Genomic DNA, 20,892 nt, shown 5'->3' on the forward strand with positions numbered 1-20,892 from the left:
CGGAGTTGGTCACTCAACGTTGCGAATGGGTAACCGTGCCATAACGGCGATCCAGCGCCCGAGCCCGACACGCCGGGCAACTCGGCAAGGTTGTGGCAGGCTGCACCCGGGCAGGTCACACTCGACAGAGCGGAAGCAGCGACGCACGTGACGTCGGCAGGCACCACCCGGGAGGTCCCCATGCCCGAACTGCGTGTCGTGGCCGTCTCGAATGACGGCACACGGCTGGTGCTCAAGGCTGCGGACAGCACGGAGTACACGCTTCCGATCGACGAGCGGCTCCGGGCCGCCGTGCGCGGCGACCGTCCCCGCCTCGGCCAGATCGAGATCGAGGTGGAGAGTCATCTCCGCCCCCGCGACATCCAGGCACGTATACGAGCCGGCGCGACCGCGGAAGAGGTCGCCCAGATGGCCGGCATCCCCGTCGACCGCGTACGACGCTTCGAGGGGCCCGTGCTGGCCGAGCGCGCCTTCATGGCGGAGCGGGCCCGCAAGACCCCCGTCCGCCGTCCCGGCGAGAACTCCGGGCCGCCCCTCGGCGAGGCCGTCCAGGAGCGGCTGCTGCTGCGCGGCGCCGACAAGGACACCGCCCAGTGGGACTCCTGGCGCCGCGACGACGGCACCTGGGAGGTCCTGCTGGTCTACCTGGTCGCGGGCGAACCCCACTCCGCGAGCTGGACCTACGACCCGCCCCGGCGGCTCGTCCAGGCCGTCGACGAGGAGGCACGCGCGCTGATCGGCGAGTCCGACGACCTCGCCGCGCCCGAGCCCAGCTTCCCGTTCGTCCCGCGCATCGCCCGGCTGCCGCGCGACCGGCCGCTGGACCGCACCCTCGACCGGGAGCAGCGGGAGCGCCCGAGCCTGCCCCCGCCGCCGTCCGAGCCGGAGGAGGAGACCGCGGTCACCGCCTCGGCCGAACGCGAACGCGACTCGCTCACCAGCCTGCTGGAGGCCGTACCGAGCTTCCGCGGCGACCTGGTGGTCCCCGAGCGCGCTCCGGAACCGGTGGAGGAGCCCGTCGAGGAGTCCGAGGTGGAGGAGCCTGTGGCCCCCGCGGCGTCGGCCGGCTCCGCCTACGCCGACGTGCTCATGCCGCGCTCCGTGGCCAGCCACCGCGACCGCCTCACCGGCTCCACCGACCGCCAGGCCGAGGCCGACGGCGTCCGCCCGGGCCGCCGGGCGGCGGTGCCGAGCTGGGACGAGATCGTGTTCGGGACACGGCGGAAGAAGCAGGAGTAGGCGGCGTTCGACGCGTGAGAGGGGGACCGCGCCCGTGCGGGTGCGGTCCCCCTCTCGTGTACCCGGCCCGCCGAAGGCCGTTCTAGTGCGGGTCGGGCCCCACCGCGACCGGCCGGCCCGGATCCGAGGACCACTGCGACCACGAACCCACGTACAGCGCCGCCGGAATGCCCGCGACCGCCAGCGCCAGCACCTCGTGGGCGCCCGACACGCCCGAGCCGCAGTACACGCCGACCTCGCCGGCTTCCCCGGCCCCCAAGGCCTCGAAGCGGGCCCGGAGCTCCTCGGCGGGCAGGAAGCGGCCGTCCGCCGCCACGTTGTCCGTCGTCGGCGCGGACACGGCGCCCGGGATGTGACCGCCGACCGGGTCGATCGGCTCCACCTCACCCCGGTACCGCTCCCCCGCGCGGGCGTCGAGCAGCAGCCCGGACCGGGCCAGCGCGGCGGCTCCGTCCGCGTCGAGCATCCCCGCCGGGCCCGTCGCGCCCGGCTCCGGCACGAAGTCGCCCTCCGCGGGGACGGCGACGTCCGTCGACAGCGGCGCCTCCCAGGACGGCAACCCGCCGTCGAGGACCCGCACGTTCGGGTGACCCGTCCAGCGCAGCAGCCACCAGGCGCGGGCCGCCGCCCACCCCTGTCCGCCGTCGTACACGACGACCGGCCGGCCGGACGACACGCCCGCCCGGCGCATCGCCGCGCCGAACTCCTCCACGTCGGGCAGCGGATGCCTGCCGCGCCCGCCGGGGGCGGCGGCGAGTTCCCTGTCCAGGTCGACGAAGACGGCACCGGGCAGGTGCCCGGCCGCGTACTCCGCCCGGCCGTCGAACGGCGCGGCGCCGGCGGCCCCGGCCGTGCTCAACTGCCAGCGGACGTCGAGCAGGACCGGCGGGTTCGCGCCCGCCAGTTCGTTCACGAGTTCGGGTGCGGAAATGATGGCGTTCATGGCCCCATCCTGGCGTACCGAGTGGCCGCCGCGCCGATGTCGGGCTACTCTGCCCGCCGGACAGTACCGATCACGAGGCGTACGGGTTCGGGCACATGCTGTACCACCCGGGCAGCCGGGCTGCCCCCAGGGCGCGCCCGAAGCACGCGGCACCAAGTCCGGTGCCGCCATCGGCGCGAAGGTCCGTCAGCGCGGAATCCGTGAGAGCGGAGCCGTCAGAACGGAAGCGGACGCACGGCCCGCGCAGGGCCGAGAAGAGAGTGACGATGACCGACGTACGGGGGTCGGCCGGCCGGGACGGCGAGACGAACGCCCGGCACACGCCCGGCACACCCTGCTGGGTGAGTCTGATGGTCCACGGGCCGGCCGCGACCCAGGAGTTCTACGGAGCGCTGTTCGGCTGGGAGTTCCAGCCCGGGCCGCGGCAGTTGGGCCCCTACGCGCGGGCCCTGCTCGACGGACGCGAGGTGGCGGGGATCGGCCAACTGCCCCCGGACCGCCATCTGCCCCTCGCCTGGACGCCCTACTTCGCCTCCGACGACGTCGACCGGACGGCCGAGACGGTACGCCTGTGCGGGGGGACGATCGGCGTGGGTCCGCTCGACGCGGGCGAGGCCGGCCGCCTGGCCATCGGCTCCGACCCGTCGGGCGCCGTCTTCGGCATCTGGCAGGCGGCGGCCCACCTCGGCACCGCCGTCACCGGCATGCCCGGCACACCGGCGTGGAACGAGCTGCTGACGTACGAGTCGGCGAGCGTCGCCAAGTTCTACGAGACCGTGTTCGGCTTCGAGTTGGTGCCGGAGGTCTCCGCCGACTTCGACTACGTGACCCTGCGCGTCGACGGCCGCCCCGTCGCCGGCATCCACGGTGTCGGAGGCGCCCTGCCCCGCGACCGGGGGCCGCACTGGATGACGTACTTCGAGGTGGCCGACGCGGAGGAGTCCCTGGAGCGGCTGGAAGACCTGGGCGGGCATGTCCTCGAGCCGGTCCGGGACACCGTGCACGGCCGGATGGCGAGGGCGGCGGATCCGGAGGGGGCGCGCTTGTCGCTGCTGGAGCGCCGAGGCTGACGCGCGGCCCGGGTGACGGCACGGTGGCCGCGGTCCTCCCGCCGTCCCGAGGCCGCTCACTCGGTGCCCCGCTCGATGCGGGGCCCGTGCCCGGGAACGGGCTCCCGTCAGCGAGCCCGGTTCCCGGTCAGTCCGACGTCACCGGCAGCACATCCGGCGACAACGCCGCCGCCTTCGCCGAAGCGCTCGTCATCCGCCTTCGGTGATGGCGCCGGCACAGCACCTCGTAGCCGATCTCGTCCACCGACCAGGTCACGTCCCCGACGACCACCTGGGCGCCCTCGACGACCATGACGCCGCCCACCGTGCGGGCGTTGTGCGTGGCGCGGGCGCCGCACCAGCACAGGGCCTCGACCTGGAGCACCTCGACGCGGTCGGCGAGTTCGACCAGCCGCTGGGAGCCGGGGAACAGCTTGGAACGGAAGTCGGTCGTGATGCCGAAGGCGTACACGTCGATGTGGAGATCGTCGACCACGCGCGCGAGCTGGTCGATCTGGTCGGGGACCAGGAACTGCGCCTCGTCCGCGATCACGTAGTCCGCGCGGCCGCCCTGCGAGAGGTGGTCGACGAGGTAGGCGTACAGGTCCTGGCCGTCCTCGACCTCCACGGCGTCGGTGACCAGGCCGAGGCGTGAGGAGAGCTTGCCCTCGCCCGCGCGGTCGTCGCGGGTGAAGATGATGCCGGCCAGACCGCGTGCCGAGCGGTTGTGCTCGATCTGGAGAGCCAGTGTCGACTTCCCGCAGTCCATCGTTCCGGAGAAGAACACCAGCTCGGGCATGAGGGGTTGAGCACCTTTCGGCAACAGGATCGGTGGGGGGAGGGTCAGGAGCGTACTTCGAGCAGGGGGACGAGCTGCTCGGCAGGGGTCATCGAGCCGTGGTTGCCGACCATCGACGACTCCTTCGGCTCACGCTCGGAGGCGATGAGCAGGACGTCGTCCCGCGCGGCGGCGATCACGTCGCCGATGCGGCCGTACACCCGGTCGTCTATACGGGGGCCGAACCAGCCCGCCGCGATCGCCTCGTCCCGCGAGGCCACCCAGAACCGCTCGCCGAGCACCTCGCGCCAGCAGGTCAGTACGTCGTTGTGCGCGCCGGGGACGGCGTACACGTGCCGGGCGCGGCCCTCGCCGCCGAGGAGGGCGACGCCCGCCTTCAGCTCCCAGTCCTCGTCGAAGTCGATGCGGTGGTCCTCGTCGAAGGGCACGTCGATCATGCCGTGGTCGGCGGTGACGTACAGGGCGCTGCGCGGCGGCAGCTGCTCGGCGAGGCGCTGGACCAGGCGGTCGACATGCCCGAGCTGGCCGCGCCAGGTGTCGGAGTCGACGCCGAAGCGGTGGCCGGCGCCGTCGACCTCGGCGTAGTACGTGTAGACGAGCGCGCGGTCGGCGCCGGCCAGCTGCTCGGCGGCGCAGTCCATGCGGTCCTCGCCGGACAGCCGTCCGTGGAAGGCGCCGCCGCTGAGCGCGACCTTGGTCAGCGGCGTGTTCGCGAAGGTCGGGGAGGTGACCTGCGCGGCGCGCACGCCCGCCTCGTGGGCGAGCTGGAAGACGGTGGGGTACGGCTGCCAGCGGCCCGGTGCGGTCCACGGCTGCCAGCGCAGCTGGTTCATCAGCGCACCGGTGGCGGGGTCGCGCACGGTGTAGCCGGGCAGGCCGTGGGCGCCCGGCGGCAGGCCGGTGCCGACGGAGGCGAGGGAGGTCGCGGTGGTCGCCGGGTAGCCGGCGGTGATCGGGCGGCCGGTGCCGCCTCGTGAGGTGCCCAGCAGCGAGCTCAGGAAGGGGGCGTCCTCGGGGTGCGCGCGCAGTTGCTCCCAGCCGAGGCCGTCGATCAGGAACACGCAGTTCCGGTCGGCGGGGGTCAGCTCCGTGATCCCGGCCGTCATGCCGGGGACGCCGAGGCCGGCGGCCAGGGTGGGCAGCAGGTCGGCGAGTGAGCCGGTGCCGTACTCGGGTACGGGGGCGGAGTCGACGGGGAGCGGTTCCGGGTCGGTGTCCCAGGCGGTGTGCTGCACCATCAGCGCGCGGAGTCCGCGGTCGCCTCGGAGAGGGCCTGCGCGAAGGCGAGCGCCTGGCGCACCGTCTCCGGGCCGTCGCCGGCCTCGCTGACGCGCAGGCTGAGGTCGTCGGCCGTCGAGCTGCCCGTGTAGCCGTGGTCGGCCTCGCAGTTGGGGTCGCCGCAGGCGGCCGGCTCCAGGTCGAGCCGGGAGACGGCGCCCCAGCCGATGGTCAGCACGATCTCGCGGGGCAGCGTGCCCGGCTTGTACTGCTCCGGGTTGGCGACCACGCGGCTGACGACGATGGACGAGATCCGGCCGAGCTTGACGGACTCCGTGGACGTCGTCGCGTACGGCGTCGGGGAGGTGTCGTCGGCGGTCTGCTCGTCGGTGTGGCTGACGATGAAGCGGTTGCCGGTGAGCACCAGCACGGTCACGTGCCGCCGCACCTCGTTCTGGTCGAACGTCGTCTCCTGATGGACCACGTACGACCGGACGGGCTCGCCGCCCACGGCGGCCTCCACCGCCTCGGCCACGAGGGCCGGGTAGTAGCCGCTGCGCTCGATCGCCGCTCGCAGCCCCTGGGTCGTCGTACTGGTCTTGGCCATGCCCTCCATCCTACGGGGGCGCACCGACTGCGAGACACGCTCGTGCGGTACCCGCCCCGGGTGGTGGCGGTCAGTACGCCGGCAGGGTCCGGGGGCCGAGGTCGTCCCGGGCGGGAGGGGGCGCGAGACGGACGGTGGCGCCGAGGACGCTCAGGCCTCGCGGTGCGACGACGACCGGTTCGAGGGTGACCGCGACCACCTCGGGATGATCGTCCACCAGCCGGGAGACCCGCAGCAGCGACTCCTCCAGGGCTGAGCTGTCGACCGGGGCCGAGCCGCGCCAGCCGAAGAGGAGGGGCGCGGTGCGGATGGAGCGGATGAGGGAGGTGGCGTCGCGGTCGGTGACCGGGATCAGCCGGTGTGCCATGTCGCCGAGCAGTTGCGTGGCCGCCCCGGCCAGCCCGAAGGAGAGCACCGCACCGGCCGCCGGATCGATGACCGCGCGTACGACCGTGTCGACGCCGCGCGGGGCCATGCCCTGCACCACCGGGCGCAGTTCCTCGGGCTTCCCGAACAGCTCGGTCAGCTCGGCGTACGCCCGCCGCAGCTGCTCCTCGTCCGCGAGGTCCAGGCGTACGCCGCCCAGGTCGGCGCGGTGGCGCAGGTGCGGGGCGGTGGCCTTGAGGGCGACGGGGTAGCCGATGGTCCGCGCGGCGGCGACGGCGTCGTCGGGGGCCGGGGCGGGCAGGGCGCGGTGGACGTGGATGCCGTACCTGCCGAGCAGGTCGCAGGTCTCCTGGGTGCCGAGGGTGAGCCCTTGTCCGCGCGCGAGGTGTCCGGCTATCAGCTCGGCGGCGCCCTTCTCGTCGATGTCCTCGTACTCCGGCACCTTGCCGGGGTCGGCGGCGTCGCGTCGCCACTGGGCGTAGGCGACGGCCTGGGCTAGGGCGCGGACGGCGCGTTCGGCGGCGGGGTAGGCGGGGATGAGTCGGGCGTCCTCGGGAGCCCCGGCGGGTTCGGCGGGTTCGGCGGGTGCGACGGGTGCGACGGGTGCGGTGGTCGGAGGCCGCTGCGCGGGAGCGGCCGGCTGGGCGGCACCGGCCGCGGGGGGCGGGGCCGTCAGGGGTTCGGCGGGCCGGCCGGGCCGGGCCTCCCCGGACCGGCCCGGATGGGCCTCCCCGGACCGGCCCGGATGGGGCTCCGCGGACCGGCCCGGATGGAGCTCCGCGGACGGTACCGCCTGAGGTGCCGTGCTCGCCGCCGCGGACAGGGCTTGCGCCAGGCCGCCCAGCTCCACGTGGACCACGAGGACCGGCTTGGAGGGCACCGCGGCCGCCGCCGAGCGCAGGGCCTCGGCCAGCGCCGCGTCTCCCGCCGACCCCTCCCCCACCGTCGGGATGGCGGTCACCACCACCGCGTCGCACGTGTCGTCGGCCAGGGCCCGGGACAGAGCCCTGTGGAAGTCGTCCGCCGAGGCAGCCGTGGTCAGGTCCAGGGGCGGGTGGGGCCGCAGTCCCTCGGAGAGGCAGGCGTCGTACGTCAGCAGGCCCAGTGATTCCGAGTTCCCCAGGATCGCCACCCTCGGACCGGCGGGCAGCGGCTGGCGTGCGAGCAGCAGCCCCGCGTCGACCAGGTCCGTGATCGTGTCGACCCGGATCACGCCGGCCTGCCTCAACAGCGCGGAGACCGTCGCGTGCGGCAGCCGCGTCGCCCGTACGGCGTGCCCCTGGGGTGCCACGCCGCCGTGCCGGGCGCCCTGCACCACGACCAGAGGCTTCACGGCCGCCGTCCGCCTGGCCAGGCGGGTGAACTTGCGCGGGTTGCCGATGGACTCCAGGTACATCAGCGCGACGTCCGTCTCCGGGTCGTCGTACCAGTACTGGAGGACGTCGTTGCCGGAGACGTCGGCCCGGTTGCCGGAGGAGACGAAGGTCGACACACCGGTGACGCCGGTGACTCCCCCGCCGCGCCGGTGCAGCCGGGACAGGAGAGCGATACCGATGGCGCCGGACTGGGCGAACAGGCCGATCCGGCCGGGACGCGGCATCTCGGGGGCGAGGGAGGCGTTGAGCCGCACCCCCGGCGAGGTGTTGACGATCCCGAAGGCGTTGGGTCCGATGATCCGCATGCCGTACGTACGCGCGTGCCGCACGAGTGCGCGCTGGCGTTCGCGTCCCTCGGGGCCGCTGTCGGCGTAACCGGCGGAGACCACCACCAGGCCCTGCACGCCGTGCTCCCCGCATTCGGTGACGACCTCGGGGACGTGCTCGGCGGGCACGGTGACGACGGCGAGGTCGACGGGGCCGTCGATGTCGCGCACCGAGCGGCACGCGGGCACCCCGTCGAGTTCCGTCCCGTGCTCGGGGAAGGCCTTGTTCACGGCGTACAGCGGGCCCGCGTAGCCCGCGTCCCGGATGTTGCCGAGGATGCTGCGACCGACGCCTCCTGGCGTGCGTCCGGTGCCGATGACCGCCACCGAGCCCGGCTGCAGCAACCGCTGAACGGAACGCGCCTCCGCGCGGTGCTCGCGCGCGTACTGCACGGCGAGCGAACGGTCGGTGGGTTCGAGGCCGAACTCCAGGCGGACCACGCCGTCCTCGAAGCTCCGCTTCTGCGTGTACCCGGCGTCCATGAACACCTTGATCATCTTGGTGTTGGCGGGCAGCACCTCGGCGGCGAAGCGGCGGATGCCGCGCTCGCGGGCGACGGCGGCGATGTGTTCCAGCAGCGCGGAGGCGACGCCGCGCCCCTGGTGGGCGTCCTGGACGAGGAAGGCGACCTCGGCCTCGTCGGCCGGTGCCGACGCGGGCGTTCCACCGGCGCCGATCCGGTCGTAGCGTACGGTGGCGATGAACTCGCCGCCTATGGTGGCCGCGAGTCCCACCCGGTCCACAAAGTCGTGGTGCGTGAAGCGGTGGACGTCCTTGGCGGACAGGCGAGGGTACGGCGCGAAGAAGCGGTAGTACTTCGACTCGTCGGAGACCTGCTCGTAGAAGCTGACCAGGCGCTCGGCGTCATCAACGGTGATGGGGCGGACGCGCGCGGTGCCGCCGTCGCGCAGCACCACGTCGGCCTCCCAGTGGGCGGGGTACTCGTGCCGGTCCGACGAGGTCTGCATGGGCCCCAGAGTACGGCTCGCGTACGACAACGGCGCGAGGCAGTCTGTGGGGACGGAAGGTCGGGCCGAGGCCGCGGTCCGACCACCACACGGGGCGGCGCTCAGCCGTCCGGGCATGCTTCACGATGTGGGAAACTGGTCTAGACAAGACTGGTCTAGACAACCTGAACCCCTGATCACCTGAAGGGCAGCATCACATGGCTGAGCGCCGCGTCAACGTCGGCTGGGCCGAGGGTCTCCACGCCCGCCCCGCCTCCATCTTCGTCCGAGCCGCCACGGCCACAGGCGTCCCGGTGACGATCGCCAAGGCCGACGGTTCCCCCGTCAACGCGGCCTCCATGCTGGCCGTCCTCGGCCTCGGCGCCCAGGGCGGCGAGGAGATCGTCCTCGCCTCCGACGCCGAGGGCGCGGACGCCGCCCTGGAGCGGCTGGCGAAGCTGGTCTCCGAGGGGCTCGAGGAGCTTCCCGAGACCGTCTGACGGACAGCAGCACCGAAAGGCCCGCCCGGGACCGCCGGGCGGGCTTTTTGTTTCCCCATTTCCACCTCCCCCCCTTTACGCTTTTCGCTTCCGTCTTTTCGGGCAGCAGAGAACAGCCCCCCGAATCGCCTTCTCTTTATATACGGCGCCCGTGTTAATGCCGCAGGCTCGGCATGTTTACGGGACGTTGCGAATTCCTCACACGCGCCGTCCGTTCGCCGCCGGAGGCGAAACGCAGCCGGTGCCCCGGCACCGACCGCTCCGTGTGCAGCGCCATGAGCGCCCGCGCGCGCTCGCCGTCGCCCCGGGCCACCGCGTCGACGACCGCGCCGTGCTCCGCCCAGTACTCCACCGGCCCGGCCGGCGCGTCCACGACGTACATCCAGGCGATCTTGTGGCGCAACTGGGTCAGGAGCGCCGTCAGTGAGGGGCTGCCGGCGGCCTGGGCGAGGGTGTCGTGGAACCAGCCGCCCAGGGAGCGCAGGTCCTCGCTGTTGCCGTGCCTGGCGCGCTCCTGCCCGAGCCTGACCAGCCCGCGCAGCACTTTGAGGTGTGCGTCGGTGCGGCGCCGGGCCGCCCGGGAGGCGCCGAGGGGTTCGAGGAGCGTGCGGGTCTCCAGCAGGTCGGCGGCCTCCTGCTCGGTGGGTTCCGCGACGCACGCGCCCGCGTGCCGCCGGGTCACCACGAAACCCTCGGCCTCCAGCGTGCGCAGGGCCTCGCGGACCGGGACGCGGGAGACTCCGTGGCGTCGGGCGAGGAGTTCCTCGGTGAGCCGGCTGCCGCGTCCGTGGACGCCGGCGACGATGTCGTCCCGGATCGCCGTGCACACCGAGTGCGCCGGAATTCGCATACCCGACCTCCGCCTTAATCCCCGTGAAACGTCGACGATTGACGCGTTTTCAGTGACTCTAGGCCAGTCGAGCGGGTATTCCGACGGCGGGGCGGATTCCATGGGTAATTTTTGGACAGCGACGCGGCCGCCGGCAAAGGGAAACGCGAAAGCCCCGGCTCGGGGAGCCGGGGCTTTCGGATGTCGTGCCGTCCGTCGTCAGAGACGCGTCACAGGTCCGTCGGAGACCCGCCGGAGGCCCGTCAGAGGTTCACGCCGTGCGAGCGGAGATAGGCGACGGGGTCCAGGTCCGAGCCGTACTCGGGGCTCGTGCGGGCCTCGAAGTGCAGGTGCGCCCCGGTGACGTTGCCGGTGGCGCCGGAGAGGCCGATCTGCTGGCCGGGGTCGACCGACTGGCCCACCGAGACGCCGATGGACGACAGGTGGCCGTACTGCGTGTACGTGCCGTCGTGCATCTTGATGACGACCTGGTTGCCGTACGCGCCGCCCCAGCCGGCCTCCACGACGGTGCCGACGCCGACCGCGTGCACGGACGTGCCGCCGGCGGCGTGGAAGTCGATGCCGGTGTGGCTGCCGGAGGACCACAGGGAGCTGCCGGCCTGGTAGGCGGTGGAGACGTAGGAGGCGGTGATCGGCGACACGAAGGTGTTGAGCCGCTCGCGCTCCGCCTGGCGCGCGGCGCGCTCCTTGGCCTCGCGCGCCTCCTCGGCCGCCTCGGCGGCCCGCTCGCGCGCGGCCTCCTGGGCCGCCTCACGGGCGGCCGCGTGCAGGGCGGCCTGCTTCTGCGCGGTGGCCTGGGCGTCGATCTCGTCGGCTATGGAGTCGCCGATGGTGATGACCGGGGTGAGTCCGCTCTGCTCCGCCTCGGACTCGGCGGCGAGCGCCGGAGCCGCGAGGGTGCCGACGACGCCGGTGGTGGCGAGGGCCGCGACCCCCGCCGCGCGGGCGGTGGTGCGGTGCACCCGGCTGGGACGCCGGTGCTTCCCGGTGGCGCGCGTGAACGCCATGTGGAGGCTGGTCCTTTCCTTCCCTCTCGCCTACCGGGTTAGCTGACGGGTTCGGAGGTGGAAGGTCTCCTACGGGCCCCCTCGCTGCGCGCGCGGGCGTCCGATTCACCCCAGGGACTGCGATGGGTCCCCGGCTCCCCTGGCTCGCGCCGTAGGGGGACTCGGCGATGACTGTCCGGTGCCGCGGGTGCGGCGCACTGCCTGACGAACAGCCCGGACGACGCTAAACGCGGCTGTCTTCAATCCTCAAACGCAACCGGCTTTTTGTAGCGCACGCCACAGGGCAGACGGGCAGTCAGTCCCTCAATTCGGACAAACTTCGGCCCTGGTGACACTCCGGTCACCAGGGCCGCCGCGCGCGGTGCCGCTACTCGGCCGACACGACGGTGACTTCACCGATGCCGAGGGCCTCGACGGACTCCTTGATCTGCGCCGCGTCGCCGACGAGGACCGTCACCAGGCGGTCCACCGGGAAGGCGTTCACGACCGCCGCCGTGGCCTCCACGGTGCCCGTGGCGGCGAGTTGGCGGTAGAGCGTGGCCTGGTAGTCGTCGGGCAGGTGCTGCTCGACCTGGTCGGCCAGCGTGCTCGCCACGGCCGCCGCCGTCTCGTACTTCAGCGGCGCCACACCCACCAGGTTCTGCACGGCCACGTCGCGTTCGGCGTCGGTGAGTCCCTCCGCGGCGAGCTTGCGCAGCACCGTCCACAGGTCGTCCAGGGCGGGACCGGTGTTGGAGGTGTCCACCGAGCCGCTGATGGCGAGCATGGCGGCGCCCGTGCCGTCGGGCGCGGAACGCAGGACCTGCCCGAACGCCCGTACGCCGTAGGTGTAGCCCTTCTCCTCGCGCAGGACGCGGTCCAGACGCGAGGTGAGGGTGCCGCCGAGGCAGTAGGTGCCGAGCACCTGCGCGGCCCACACGCGGTCGTGCCGGTCGGAGCCGGTACGGCCGATCAGCAGCTGCGTCTGGACGGCGCCGGGACGGTCCACGATGACGACCCGTCCGCTGTCGTCGGCGGTCACCGGGGGCACGGGACGCGGCTCGGCGGCGGAACCGGTCCACGCGCCCAGCGTGTCGCCGAGCAGCGCGTCGAGGTCGACGCCGGTGAGGTCGCCGACGACCACGGCGGTGGCCGTCGCGGGCCGGACGTGCTTCTCGTAGAAGGCGCGTACGGCCGCGGAGTCGATGTTCGCGACCGTCTCCTCGGTGCCCTGGCGCGGGCGCGACATGCGCGTGCCGGCCGGGAACAGCTCCTTGTAGAGCTGCTTGGCGGCGCGGCGGGCGGGGTTGGCCAGCTCGTGCGGGATCTCGTCGAGCCGGTTGCGGACCAGCCTTTCGATCTCGCCGTCCGCGAACGCGGGCGCCCTGAGGGCGTCGGCGACCAGGCCGAGGGCCTTGGCGAGGCGCGAGACGGGCACCTCGAGGCTCAGCCGGACGCCGGGGTGGTCGGCGTGTGCGTCGAGGGTGGCGCCACAGCGCTCCAGCTCGGCGGCGAACTCCTCGGCGGAGTGCTTGTCGGTGCCCTCGGAGAAGGCGCGCGCCATGATCGTGGCGAGGCCGTCGAGGCCGGCCGGCTCGGCGTCGAGGGGTGCGTCCAGGTTGACCTCGACGGCGACGACCTGCTGGCCGGGACGGTGGCAGCGCAGCACGGTGAGGCCGTTGTCGAGGCTGCCGCGCTCGGGGGCCGGGAACGCCCACGGCTTGGGCTCGCCGGCCTGCGGCTGGGCGTGGAATTCCATGGTGGCGAGCTCGGTCACTTGGCCGCCTCCTCGTTCTCGTCGGTGGCGTCGTTCGCGACGTCGGCTTCGTGGTCGTCGGCGTCGTCGGCGTCGTCGGTGGGGGCGGTCGGCTCGTAGACGAGCACCGCGCGGTTGTCGGGGCGCAGGCGGGCCTTGGCCACCTCCTGGACCTCCTCGGCCGTCACGTCGAGCACCCGCTGTACGGCGGTGAGGGCGAGCTGCGGGTCGCCGAACAGGACGGCGTACCGGCACAGTTCGTCGGCGCGGCCCGCGACCGTGCCCAGGCGGTCCAGCCACTCGCGCTCCAACTGGGCCTGGGCGCGTTCCATCTCCTCGGCCGTGGGGCCCTCCTCGGCGAACCGGGCGAGCTCCTCGTCGATGGCGGACTCGATGACCGGCACCTCGACGTCACCGGACGTCTTCACGTCCAGCCAGCCCAGGGAGGGCGCTCCGGCCAGCCGCAGCAGGCCGAAGCCGGCGGCGACGGCGGTGCGGTCGCGGCGTACGAGCCGGTTGTACAGCCGGGACGACTCGCCGCCGCCCAGCACGGTGAGGGCCAGGTCGGCCGCGTCGCACGCGCGTGTGCCGTCCTCCGGCAGGCGGTAGGCCGCCATCAGCGCGCGGGCCGGGACCTCCTCCTCGACGACCTCGCGCAGCTCCCCGCCCATGACGTCGGGCAGCGAGCCGTCCCGCGGGGGCTGCTTGCCGTCGTGCGAGGCGATGGAGCCGAAGTACTTCTCGACCCAGGCGAGCGTCTGCTCGGGGTCGATGTCGCCGACGACCGACAGCACCGCGTTGTTCGGCGCGTAGTACGTGCGGAAGAACGCGCGCGCGTCCTCCAGCGTCGCCGCGTCCAGGTCGGCCATGGAGCCGATCGGCGTGTGGTGGTAGGGGTGCCCCTCGGGGTAGGAGAGGGCGGTCAGCTTCTCGAAGGCCGTGCCGTAGGGCACGTTGTCGTAGCGCTGGCGGCGCTCGTTCTTGACGACGTCCCGCTGGTTCTCCATCGACTCGTCGTCCAGGGCGGACAGCAGGGAGCCCATGCGGTCGGCCTCCAGCCAGAGGGCGAGCTCCAGCTGGTGGGTGGGCATGGTCTCGAAGTAGTTGGTGCGCTCGAAGCTGGTGGTGCCGTTGAGCGAGCCGCCCGCGCCCTGCACCAGCTCGAAGTGCCCGTTGCCCTTGACCTGGGCGGAGCCCTGGAACATGAGGTGCTCGAAAAGGTGAGCCAGGCCGGTACGCCCCTTGACCTCGTGGCGCGAGCCGACGTCGTACCAGAGGCACACCGCCGCGACCGGGGTCAGGTGGTCCTCGGAGAGCACCACGCGCAGGCCGTTGGCCAGGCGGTGCTCGGTCGCTGTCAGGCCGCCGGAGCCTGCCTGGGCTGTGGCCGTGTGACCCATGGGCATGTACGTCCCTTCGATCGCGAAATCCTTGGTGGAATCACTGGGTGGAATCATTGGGCGGAACTGCGGGAATTCCGCCGATCCCGCCGATCCTGCCACTGTATGCAAGCGTGCGGGCCGCCGGTGGAGTTCCCGGTCCCCGTACGCCGAGAGCGAGAACGGGGTTGGCGGCCGGGCGACCCGACCGGGGCGGGGGCTCGGAACGAGGGCGTACCCTGCGGGCAGCGCCGGGCCGGGCAGCCCGTGACGGGTCCTGGTCGGTCGCTGTCAGTGCCGCAGTCCACAATGGACCCCGTCAGTTCACCGTTCACGCTTCAGCAAGGAGCCGGCAGCGATGGCCCGCCGTAGTACGAAGACCCCGCCGCCCGACGACTCGTACGAGGAGAAGATCCTCGACATCGACGTCGTCGACGAGATGCAGGGCTCCTTCCTCGAGTACGCGTACTCGGTCATCTACTCCCGTGCACTGCCGGACGCCCGCGACGGCCTCAAGCCCGTGCACCGCCGCATCGTCTACCAGATGAACGAGATGGGCCTGCGGCCCGAGCGCAGCTACGTGAAGTGCGCCCGCGTCGTCGGCGAGGTCATGGGCAAGCTGCACCCGCACGGCGACGCGTCGATCTACGACGCCCTGGTGCGCATGGCCCAGCCGTTCTCGATGCGCGTCCCCCTGGTGGACGGCCACGGCAACTTCGGCTCCCTGGGCAACGACGACCCGCCGGCCGCCATGCGGTACACCGAGTGCCGGATGGCCGAGGCCGCCGGCCTGATGACGGAGTCCATCGACGAGGACACCGTCGACTTCGGCCCCAACTACGACGGCCAGGAGCAGGAGCCGGTGGCACTGCCCGCCGCCTTCCCGAACCTGCTGGTCAACGGCGCCTCGGGCATCGCGGTCGGCATGGCGACGAACATGCCCCCGCACAATCTGCGCGAGGTCATCGCGGCCGCCCGGCACCTGATCCGGCACCCGAACGCCGATCTCGAAGCCCTGATGAAGCACGTTCCGGGCCCCGACCTGCCCACCGGCGGCCGGATCGTCGGTCTGCCCGGCATCCGGGACGCCTACGAGACGGGCCGCGGCACGTTCAAGATCCGGGCGACGGTCGCCGTGGACACCGTGACGGCCCGCCGCAAGGGTCTCGTGGTGACCGAGCTGCCCTTCGCGGTCGGCCCGGAGAAGGTGATCGCCAAGATCAAGGACCTGGTCGGTTCGAAGAAGCTCCAGGGCATCGCCGACGTCAAGGACCTCACCGACCGCGAGCACGGACTGCGCCTGGTCATCGAGATCAAGAACGGCTTCGTGCCGGAGGCGGTCCTGGAGCAGCTCTACAAGCTGACGCCGATGGAGGAGTCCTTCGGCATCAACAACGTCGCCCTGGTGGACGGCCAGCCCCTCACCCTGGGCCTCAAGGAGCTGCTGGAGGTCTACCTCGACCACCGCTTCAACGTCGTACGGCGTCGCAGCGAGTACCGCCGCACCAAGCGCCGTGACCGACTGCACCTGGTCGAGGGCCTGCTCACCGCCCTGGTCGACATCGACGAGGTCATCCGCCTCATCCGCTCCAGTGAGAACTCCGCACAGGCCAAGCAGCGCCTGATGGAGCGCTTCTCGCTGAGTGACATCCAGACCCAGTACATCCTGGACACGCCGCTGCGGCGGCTCACCAAGTTCGACCGCATCGAGCTGGAGTCCGAGAAGGACCGGCTGAACGCGGAGATCGAGGAGCTGACCCGGATCCTCGACTCGGACGCGGAGCTGCGCAAGCTGGTCTCGAACGAACTGGCCGCGGTGGCCAAGAAGTTCGGCACCGACCGTCGTACGGTCCTGCTGGAGTCGTCCGGGGCGCCCGTGGCCGCCGTGCCGCTCCAGGTGGCCGACGACCCGTGCCGGGTACTGCTCTCCTCGACGGGCCTGCTGGCCCGCACCGCGAACGACGAGCCGCTCGTCCGGCAGGCGGGCGCCAAGCGCGTCAAGCACGACCTGATCGTCTCGGCGGTGCCGGCCACGGCCCGCGGCGAGGTGGGTGTGGTGACGTCCGCCGGGCGTCTGCTGCGGGTGAACGTCGTGGACCTGCCCCAGCTCCCGGAGCCGCTGCCGACGCCGAATCTCGCGGGAGGGGCGCCGCTCGCGGAGTTCGTGACCCTTGAGGACGACGAGACGGTCGTCTGCCTGACCACCCTGGACGAGTCCTCACCCGGCCTGGCACTCGGTACGGAACAGGGTGTCGTCAAGCGCGTGGTGCCCGACTACCCGTCCCACAAGGACGAGTTGGAGGTCATCAGCCTCAGGGAGGGCGACCGGGTCGTGGGCGGGGCCGAGCTGCGCACCGGCGACGAGGACCTGGTCTTCATCACGGACGACGCGCAGCTGCTGCGCTACCAGGCCTCGCAGGTCCGCCCGCAGGGCCGTCCGGCCGGTGGTGTGGCGGGCGTCAAGCTCACCGACGGTGCGAAGGTCATCTCCTTCACGGCGGTGGACCCGGCCGCGGACGCGGTGGTCTTCACGATCGCCGGTTCGCGCGGCACGCTGGACGACTCCGTGCAGACCACGGCCAAGCTCACCCCGTTCGACCAGTACCCGCGCAAGGGCCGCGCCACGGGCGGTGTGCGCTGCCAGCGGTTCCTGAAGGGCGAGGACTGCCTGGCCTTCGCCTGGACGGGCCCCGTTCCGGCGCTCGCCGCCCAGAAGAACGGCAGCCCGGCCCAGCTCCCGGACATCGACCCGCGCCGCGACGGCTCAGGCGTGTCGTTGCCGAAGACGGTGTCGGTGGTGGCGGGCCCGGCCTAGGTGGCCGACGGTTCCTCGGCGTCCGGCTCCTCGGCGTCCGGCTCCTCGGCGCCGGGGTCCTGGCCCTCGGGCTCCGGTACGTAACGCAGGACTCCCCACATGCCGTGCTCGTCCGCGTGTGGGGCGTCGGCGTCCCCGCGGCACGCGTCGAGTTCCTCGCCGAGGGACGGCGCGTCGATGCCGGATCCGATGAGGACGAGCTGCGTGCGGCGGGCGTCGGCGGGCGCCCAGGGCTCCGGGTAGAAGCGCAGGAAACGGCCGACGGCGTGAACGGCGTACCGGTTTCGTGGGTCGTACGGGCCGAAGTCGACGTACCCCTTGATCCGGTACAGGCCCTCCGGCCTGCTGTCCAGGAACCGCATGAGCCGGCGAGGGTCCAGCGGGAGGTCGGAGACGAACGACAGGGTGTCGTAGGCGGCGTGCAGGTGCTCGGCGTGCGCGCCGCCCCTCGAGTGGTCGTGCAGGTCGTCGAAGGACAGCTGCCCCACGCGCTCCTCACTCGGCCGGCAGTCGTAGAGGAACTCGGGGTCGATGCGGCCGTAGGTCGCGGGCACGACGGCGGCGCGGTCGCCGAGCGATCGGACGAGGGCGAGTACGCGCTCGGCGTCCGGAGCCCGGTCGGTCTTGTTGACCACGACCAGGTCGGCGAGCGCCAGGTGCCGGTCGATCTCGGGGTGTTTCTCCCGCGTGGCGTCGAACTCCGCGGCGTCCACGACCTCGACGAGTCCGCCGTAGACGACCCCGGGCTGCTCGCTGGCGAGGAGCATGCGCACGAGTTCCTGCGGCTCGGCGAGACCGCTGGCCTCGATGACGATGACGTCGACGCCCGCGTCGGGGCGGGCGAGCCGCTCCAGGTACCCGTCCAGTTCACTCGCGTCGACGGCACAGCACAGGCATCCGTTGCCGAGGGAGACGGTGGAGTCGCCGAGTGCGCCGGCGACGGCCATGGCATCGATCTCGATCGAGCCGAAGTCGTTGACGATGGCGCCGATCCGACTGCCTCCGCTGCGGTGGAGGAGGTGGTTGAGGAGTGTGGTCTTCCCGGAGCCGAGGAATCCGGCCAGGACGACGACCGGGATCTGCTGCGGAATCGGGCGCTGCCCCACCGTGCGACCTCTCTCTCACCTACGCGTACGCCGGCCCGCGGCAGGACGTACACCCGCATACGGAATTGCCTGCTCAGGATACGAGTCGGCGTGGTCGACACGGAGTGAACGATTGTTAGCGGCGTCGGCGGGGCAGACGTTCGGGAAGGCGCCGGACCGTGCGACCCTCGCTTCCCTCCGTGCGCCTCCTCTCCGCCTCCCCGCCGATCAGCGCCGCTCGGCACTCTGGAGGTGGCACGCGCCGCCCATCGCACGCCGGTCCCCGTCAGCCGACCCGCACTCGACGACCGGCGCGCGATCGCCTGATTCGGGGGATGACATGGCCACACGGAAGAACATCACGGGGAGGTTCGGATCCGCCGCGGCGGGGATGCTGCTCGCCACGGCCGGAGTGTCACTGGCCGCGCGTCAGCGCGCCGTCGATGCGGAACGGCTGCGCATACGGCGCCTCGAACTCGAGGAAGCCGCCTCCCGCCGCAGGGCCCTGGCCCACCAGCAGCGCCTGCACTGGGAACTGCTGTCGCGGGCGATCGACGACCCGTCGCTGGCCTCCGTGATCGACACGTACGCACACGACCTCCCGGCGGCGAAGCGCCGTCAGTACTTCTACGCCAACGCCTGGTACACCAACCTGTACCACCTCTACCGTGCCGGACTCGTGGACCAGGAGGAGCTGTACGGGCACGCCCGGGAGCTCTTCCAGAACCCTTTGATGCGGGAGTACTGGGAAGCGTCGAGGGGGCAGCGCGCGACGCTCAAGCAGTCGTCCGACGAAGCACGGATCGGCCGCCTGGTCGACGGCCTCATCAACGACCTGGACGAATCCGACACGGAGGAGTGGTGGGTGGTGGGCACGCCCCCGACCCCTTGACACCCGGCCGACCGTGCCACGCCCGCCGGCACATCGCGGCGGCGACACACCGAGTGACTTTTGGGGCTGCGGCCCCATGTGTCCCTGGAGCACCAGTAATCTGCTGCCACACTGTGTGCCCAGATCGTGTAAGGACCGGTACCCCTTGAAAATCGTGCGCCGTATCGGTGTGCCGCCAAGTGCTCGTGGTAGTGCCTCGGGAGCCAACTGCCCCGACGTGTTCGAACTGAGCGACGGCAACTTCGCCGTCATCGGCACCGAGGCCACCGATGCGCTGGAGCGTGAGCTGCCCGCCGACGCCGCCCGCGCCGACTACGAACGCATCGTCGTGGTCAGCCGGGAAACCCTGATCCGCGCCAAGGCGGACATCCCCGACGTCTGACGTCACCGCTCGGGTCTCCGGCCGCATCCACCGCCGCCCGCGCCGGACACCCTCACCGCCGAGCAGCCCGGCACCCCGTCCTCGCTCGACGTCTCCCGACCAGGCCTGGCGCCCGAACGGCACCAGGCCGCTCGTATGCTCGGCCCACCGTCGGCGTGCGGCCGCTTTCGTGGCCCGGCAGGCTCCACTCGGACCCGAGGACGCCCCGGCCACCGCCGGAGCAACGCTCAGGCGCGGCTCGAAGCCGACACCACGCAAGTCAGGTTAGGCTCACCTCTGTGAGTACGTGCTCAACGGTCTCCCGGGACCTCGACGAGCCCCTCCCGGGCACCGCACCCGTCGCGAGGACCTGGTTGCTGCTCGAACAACCCGGTCCCTGGGGCGCCAAGGCGCTCACCTCCAGCCACCTCGACCCCGCGCTGGGACGTGCCCTGGAGGTGGCGGTGAAGGGCACGGGCGTACGTGTCGCGCTCATCCGCCGGCCCGGACGCCACGCGGACCGCGGCGCCCCGGCCGAGCGCCGGGTGTACGCGGCCCACACCGTGCCGGGAAACGTGTGGCTGCACGGCGCCACACTCACGGACCCCCGCCGACTGCTCGGCCTGGATTTCGCCGCGCTGGCCAGGGGTGACAGCCGTACCTTCGACTCGGTGCTCGAAGGCGGCCCCCACCTCGGTGATCCACTCGCTCTCGTCTGCACCAACGGCAAGCGCGACCGGTGCTGCGCGCTCCTCGGCCGGCCGCTGGCGGCCGAGCTCGCCGCGTCCGGGACCGAGAGCGTCTGGGAAGTCACCCATCTGGGCGGTCACCGCTTCTCCCCGACGGTGCTGGTACTGCCCCACGGCTACGCGTACGGCCGGGTCCAGGCACCCGCGGTCAAGAGGATCCTGCACGGCGCGCGCAAGGGCCGGATCGTCGTCGAGGGCTGCCGCGGGAACTCCTCGTGGGAGCGCCCCGGCCAGGCGGCCGAGCTGGCCGTGCGCCGGGCCGTGGGCGAGGACGCGGCCCAGGCGCTGAGCATCGTACGGACGGACGGCGCCGCACCGCGCTGGGAGGTGACCCTGGCACACGCCGACGGCCGGAACTGGCGGGTCACCGTCGCACAGGACGCGTCGGCGCCGCCGCGCCCGGAGAGCTGCGGTGCGTCGGTGCTGGGCTCGCCGGCGCGGATGGAGGTCGTCGCGGTACGCGCACTGTCGGTGGCGGCGGCCCTCGCGAGCTGAGGTCGCGGCCCGGGCGGCGGGCGGTTACCGGGGGCGGCGAAGGCCTCGACCGGGCCTTCTCCGCCACACGCGCTCGGGAGATCCGCGCCACACCCCTCTACGGCATGCCGCCACCTCCCACGTACGGTCATG

Annotated in this window: 17 protein-coding genes and 1 riboswitch; of the genes, 7 read left to right on the forward strand and 10 right to left on the reverse strand. The window is 72.5% G+C overall.

The annotated features are described in order from the left end of the window. Positions 1–180 precede the first annotated feature (180 nt). A complete protein-coding gene (gene sepH, locus ACH4NX_RS20660; protein WP_398128146.1) occupies positions 181–1,239 on the forward strand; it encodes a septation protein SepH in 1,059 nt (352 codons plus the stop codon). A gap of 82 nt (positions 1,240–1,321) precedes the next feature. On the opposite strand, the gene ACH4NX_RS20665 is transcribed toward sepH, so the two are convergent. Next, positions 1,322–2,182: a sulfurtransferase gene (locus ACH4NX_RS20665; RefSeq protein WP_351392766.1), complete on the reverse strand. Its 861-nt coding sequence runs from the start codon at positions 2,180–2,182 to the stop codon at positions 1,322–1,324. Between the two features lie 266 nt (positions 2,183–2,448). Here ACH4NX_RS20665 and ACH4NX_RS20670 point away from each other — a divergent pair, with 266 nt between their 5' ends. Further along, positions 2,449–3,252, forward strand: coding sequence for a VOC family protein (locus ACH4NX_RS20670; protein WP_351392763.1), 804 nt, complete (start codon positions 2,449–2,451; stop codon positions 3,250–3,252). Positions 3,253–3,379: 127 nt separating this feature from the next. Here ACH4NX_RS20670 and ACH4NX_RS20675 read toward each other — a convergent pair whose 3' ends face one another. The 4 genes from ACH4NX_RS20675 to ACH4NX_RS20690 all read right to left on the reverse strand — a co-directional run bounded on the left by ACH4NX_RS20675 (position 3,380) and on the right by ACH4NX_RS20690 (position 8,913). Next, positions 3,380–4,030, reverse strand: a complete 651-nt coding sequence (locus ACH4NX_RS20675; protein ID WP_351392760.1) for a thymidine kinase — start codon at positions 4,028–4,030, stop codon at positions 3,380–3,382. Between the two features lie 44 nt (positions 4,031–4,074). Then, a complete protein-coding gene (locus tag ACH4NX_RS20680; RefSeq protein WP_398128147.1) occupies positions 4,075–5,268 on the reverse strand; it encodes an alkaline phosphatase family protein in 1,194 nt (397 codons plus the stop codon). Then, positions 5,268–5,864 (reverse strand): DUF5998 family protein, encoded by a 597-nt coding sequence (locus tag ACH4NX_RS20685; RefSeq protein WP_351392973.1) that lies wholly within the window; start codon positions 5,862–5,864, stop codon positions 5,268–5,270. Before ACH4NX_RS20685 ends, ACH4NX_RS20680 begins: the two co-directional genes overlap by 1 nt. Before the next feature lie 61 nt (positions 5,865–5,925). After that, a complete protein-coding gene (locus ACH4NX_RS20690; RefSeq protein ID WP_398128148.1) occupies positions 5,926–8,913 on the reverse strand; it encodes a GNAT family N-acetyltransferase in 2,988 nt (995 codons plus the stop codon). 197 nt (positions 8,914–9,110) lie between these two features. On the opposite strand from ACH4NX_RS20690, the gene ACH4NX_RS20695 reads away from it, so the two are divergent. Continuing rightward, entirely contained in the window at positions 9,111–9,392 is a 282-nt protein-coding gene (locus ACH4NX_RS20695) for an HPr family phosphocarrier protein (protein ID WP_053138275.1), read from the forward strand. A gap of 154 nt (positions 9,393–9,546) precedes the next feature. Here ACH4NX_RS20695 and ACH4NX_RS20700 read toward each other — a convergent pair whose 3' ends face one another. The 4 genes from ACH4NX_RS20700 to ACH4NX_RS20715 all read right to left on the reverse strand — a co-directional run bounded on the left by ACH4NX_RS20700 (position 9,547) and on the right by ACH4NX_RS20715 (position 14,390). Then, on the reverse strand, positions 9,547–10,242 hold the full coding sequence (locus ACH4NX_RS20700; protein ID WP_398128149.1) for a GntR family transcriptional regulator: 696 nt from the start codon (positions 10,240–10,242) through the stop codon (positions 9,547–9,549). A 242-nt stretch (positions 10,243–10,484) separates the two neighbouring features. Further along, on the reverse strand, positions 10,485–11,249 hold the full coding sequence (locus ACH4NX_RS20705; RefSeq protein ID WP_351392748.1) for a M23 family metallopeptidase: 765 nt from the start codon (positions 11,247–11,249) through the stop codon (positions 10,485–10,487). 12 nt (positions 11,250–11,261) lie between these two features. Further along, positions 11,262–11,426, reverse strand: a riboswitch (cyclic di-AMP (ydaO/yuaA leader). 190 nt (positions 11,427–11,616) lie between these two features. Then, positions 11,617–13,005 carry a M16 family metallopeptidase gene (locus tag ACH4NX_RS20710; RefSeq protein ID WP_398128150.1) on the reverse strand — a complete coding sequence of 463 codons (1,389 nt, stop codon included), beginning with the start codon at positions 13,003–13,005 and terminating at the stop codon, positions 11,617–11,619. Further along, positions 13,002–14,390 (reverse strand): pitrilysin family protein, encoded by a 1,389-nt coding sequence (locus tag ACH4NX_RS20715; protein ID WP_351392742.1) that lies wholly within the window; start codon positions 14,388–14,390, stop codon positions 13,002–13,004. The genes ACH4NX_RS20710 and ACH4NX_RS20715 overlap by 4 nt, the downstream gene beginning before the upstream one ends. A 331-nt stretch (positions 14,391–14,721) precedes the next feature. Between ACH4NX_RS20715 and ACH4NX_RS20720 the strand changes: the two genes are divergently transcribed. Continuing rightward, on the forward strand, positions 14,722–17,178 hold the full coding sequence (locus ACH4NX_RS20720) for a DNA topoisomerase IV subunit A (RefSeq protein WP_351392739.1): 2,457 nt from the start codon (positions 14,722–14,724) through the stop codon (positions 17,176–17,178). Here ACH4NX_RS20720 and ACH4NX_RS20725 read toward each other — a convergent pair. After that, a complete protein-coding gene (locus tag ACH4NX_RS20725) occupies positions 17,175–18,284 on the reverse strand; it encodes a CobW family GTP-binding protein (protein WP_398128151.1) in 1,110 nt (369 codons plus the stop codon). The genes ACH4NX_RS20720 and ACH4NX_RS20725 overlap by 4 nt on opposite strands. 319 nt (positions 18,285–18,603) lie before the next feature. Between ACH4NX_RS20725 and ACH4NX_RS20730 the strand changes: the two genes are divergently transcribed. The 3 genes from ACH4NX_RS20730 (at position 18,604) to ACH4NX_RS20740 (ending at position 20,760) form a co-directional block, all read left to right on the forward strand. After that, positions 18,604–19,155, forward strand: a complete 552-nt coding sequence (locus tag ACH4NX_RS20730) for a DUF6082 family protein (RefSeq protein WP_398128152.1) — start codon at positions 18,604–18,606, stop codon at positions 19,153–19,155. Positions 19,156–19,300: 145 nt separating this feature from the next. Continuing rightward, a complete protein-coding gene (locus ACH4NX_RS20735) occupies positions 19,301–19,537 on the forward strand; it encodes a hypothetical protein (protein WP_351392730.1) in 237 nt (78 codons plus the stop codon). 278 nt (positions 19,538–19,815) lie between these two features. Continuing rightward, entirely contained in the window at positions 19,816–20,760 is a 945-nt protein-coding gene (locus ACH4NX_RS20740; protein ID WP_351392727.1) for a sucrase ferredoxin, read from the forward strand. The last annotated feature ends 132 nt before the right edge of the window (positions 20,761–20,892 follow it).

Source organism: Streptomyces sp. NPDC017225, assembly GCF_044331465.1.
In the GTDB taxonomy this organism is placed as follows: Bacteria; Actinomycetota; Actinomycetes; order Streptomycetales; family Streptomycetaceae; genus Streptomyces.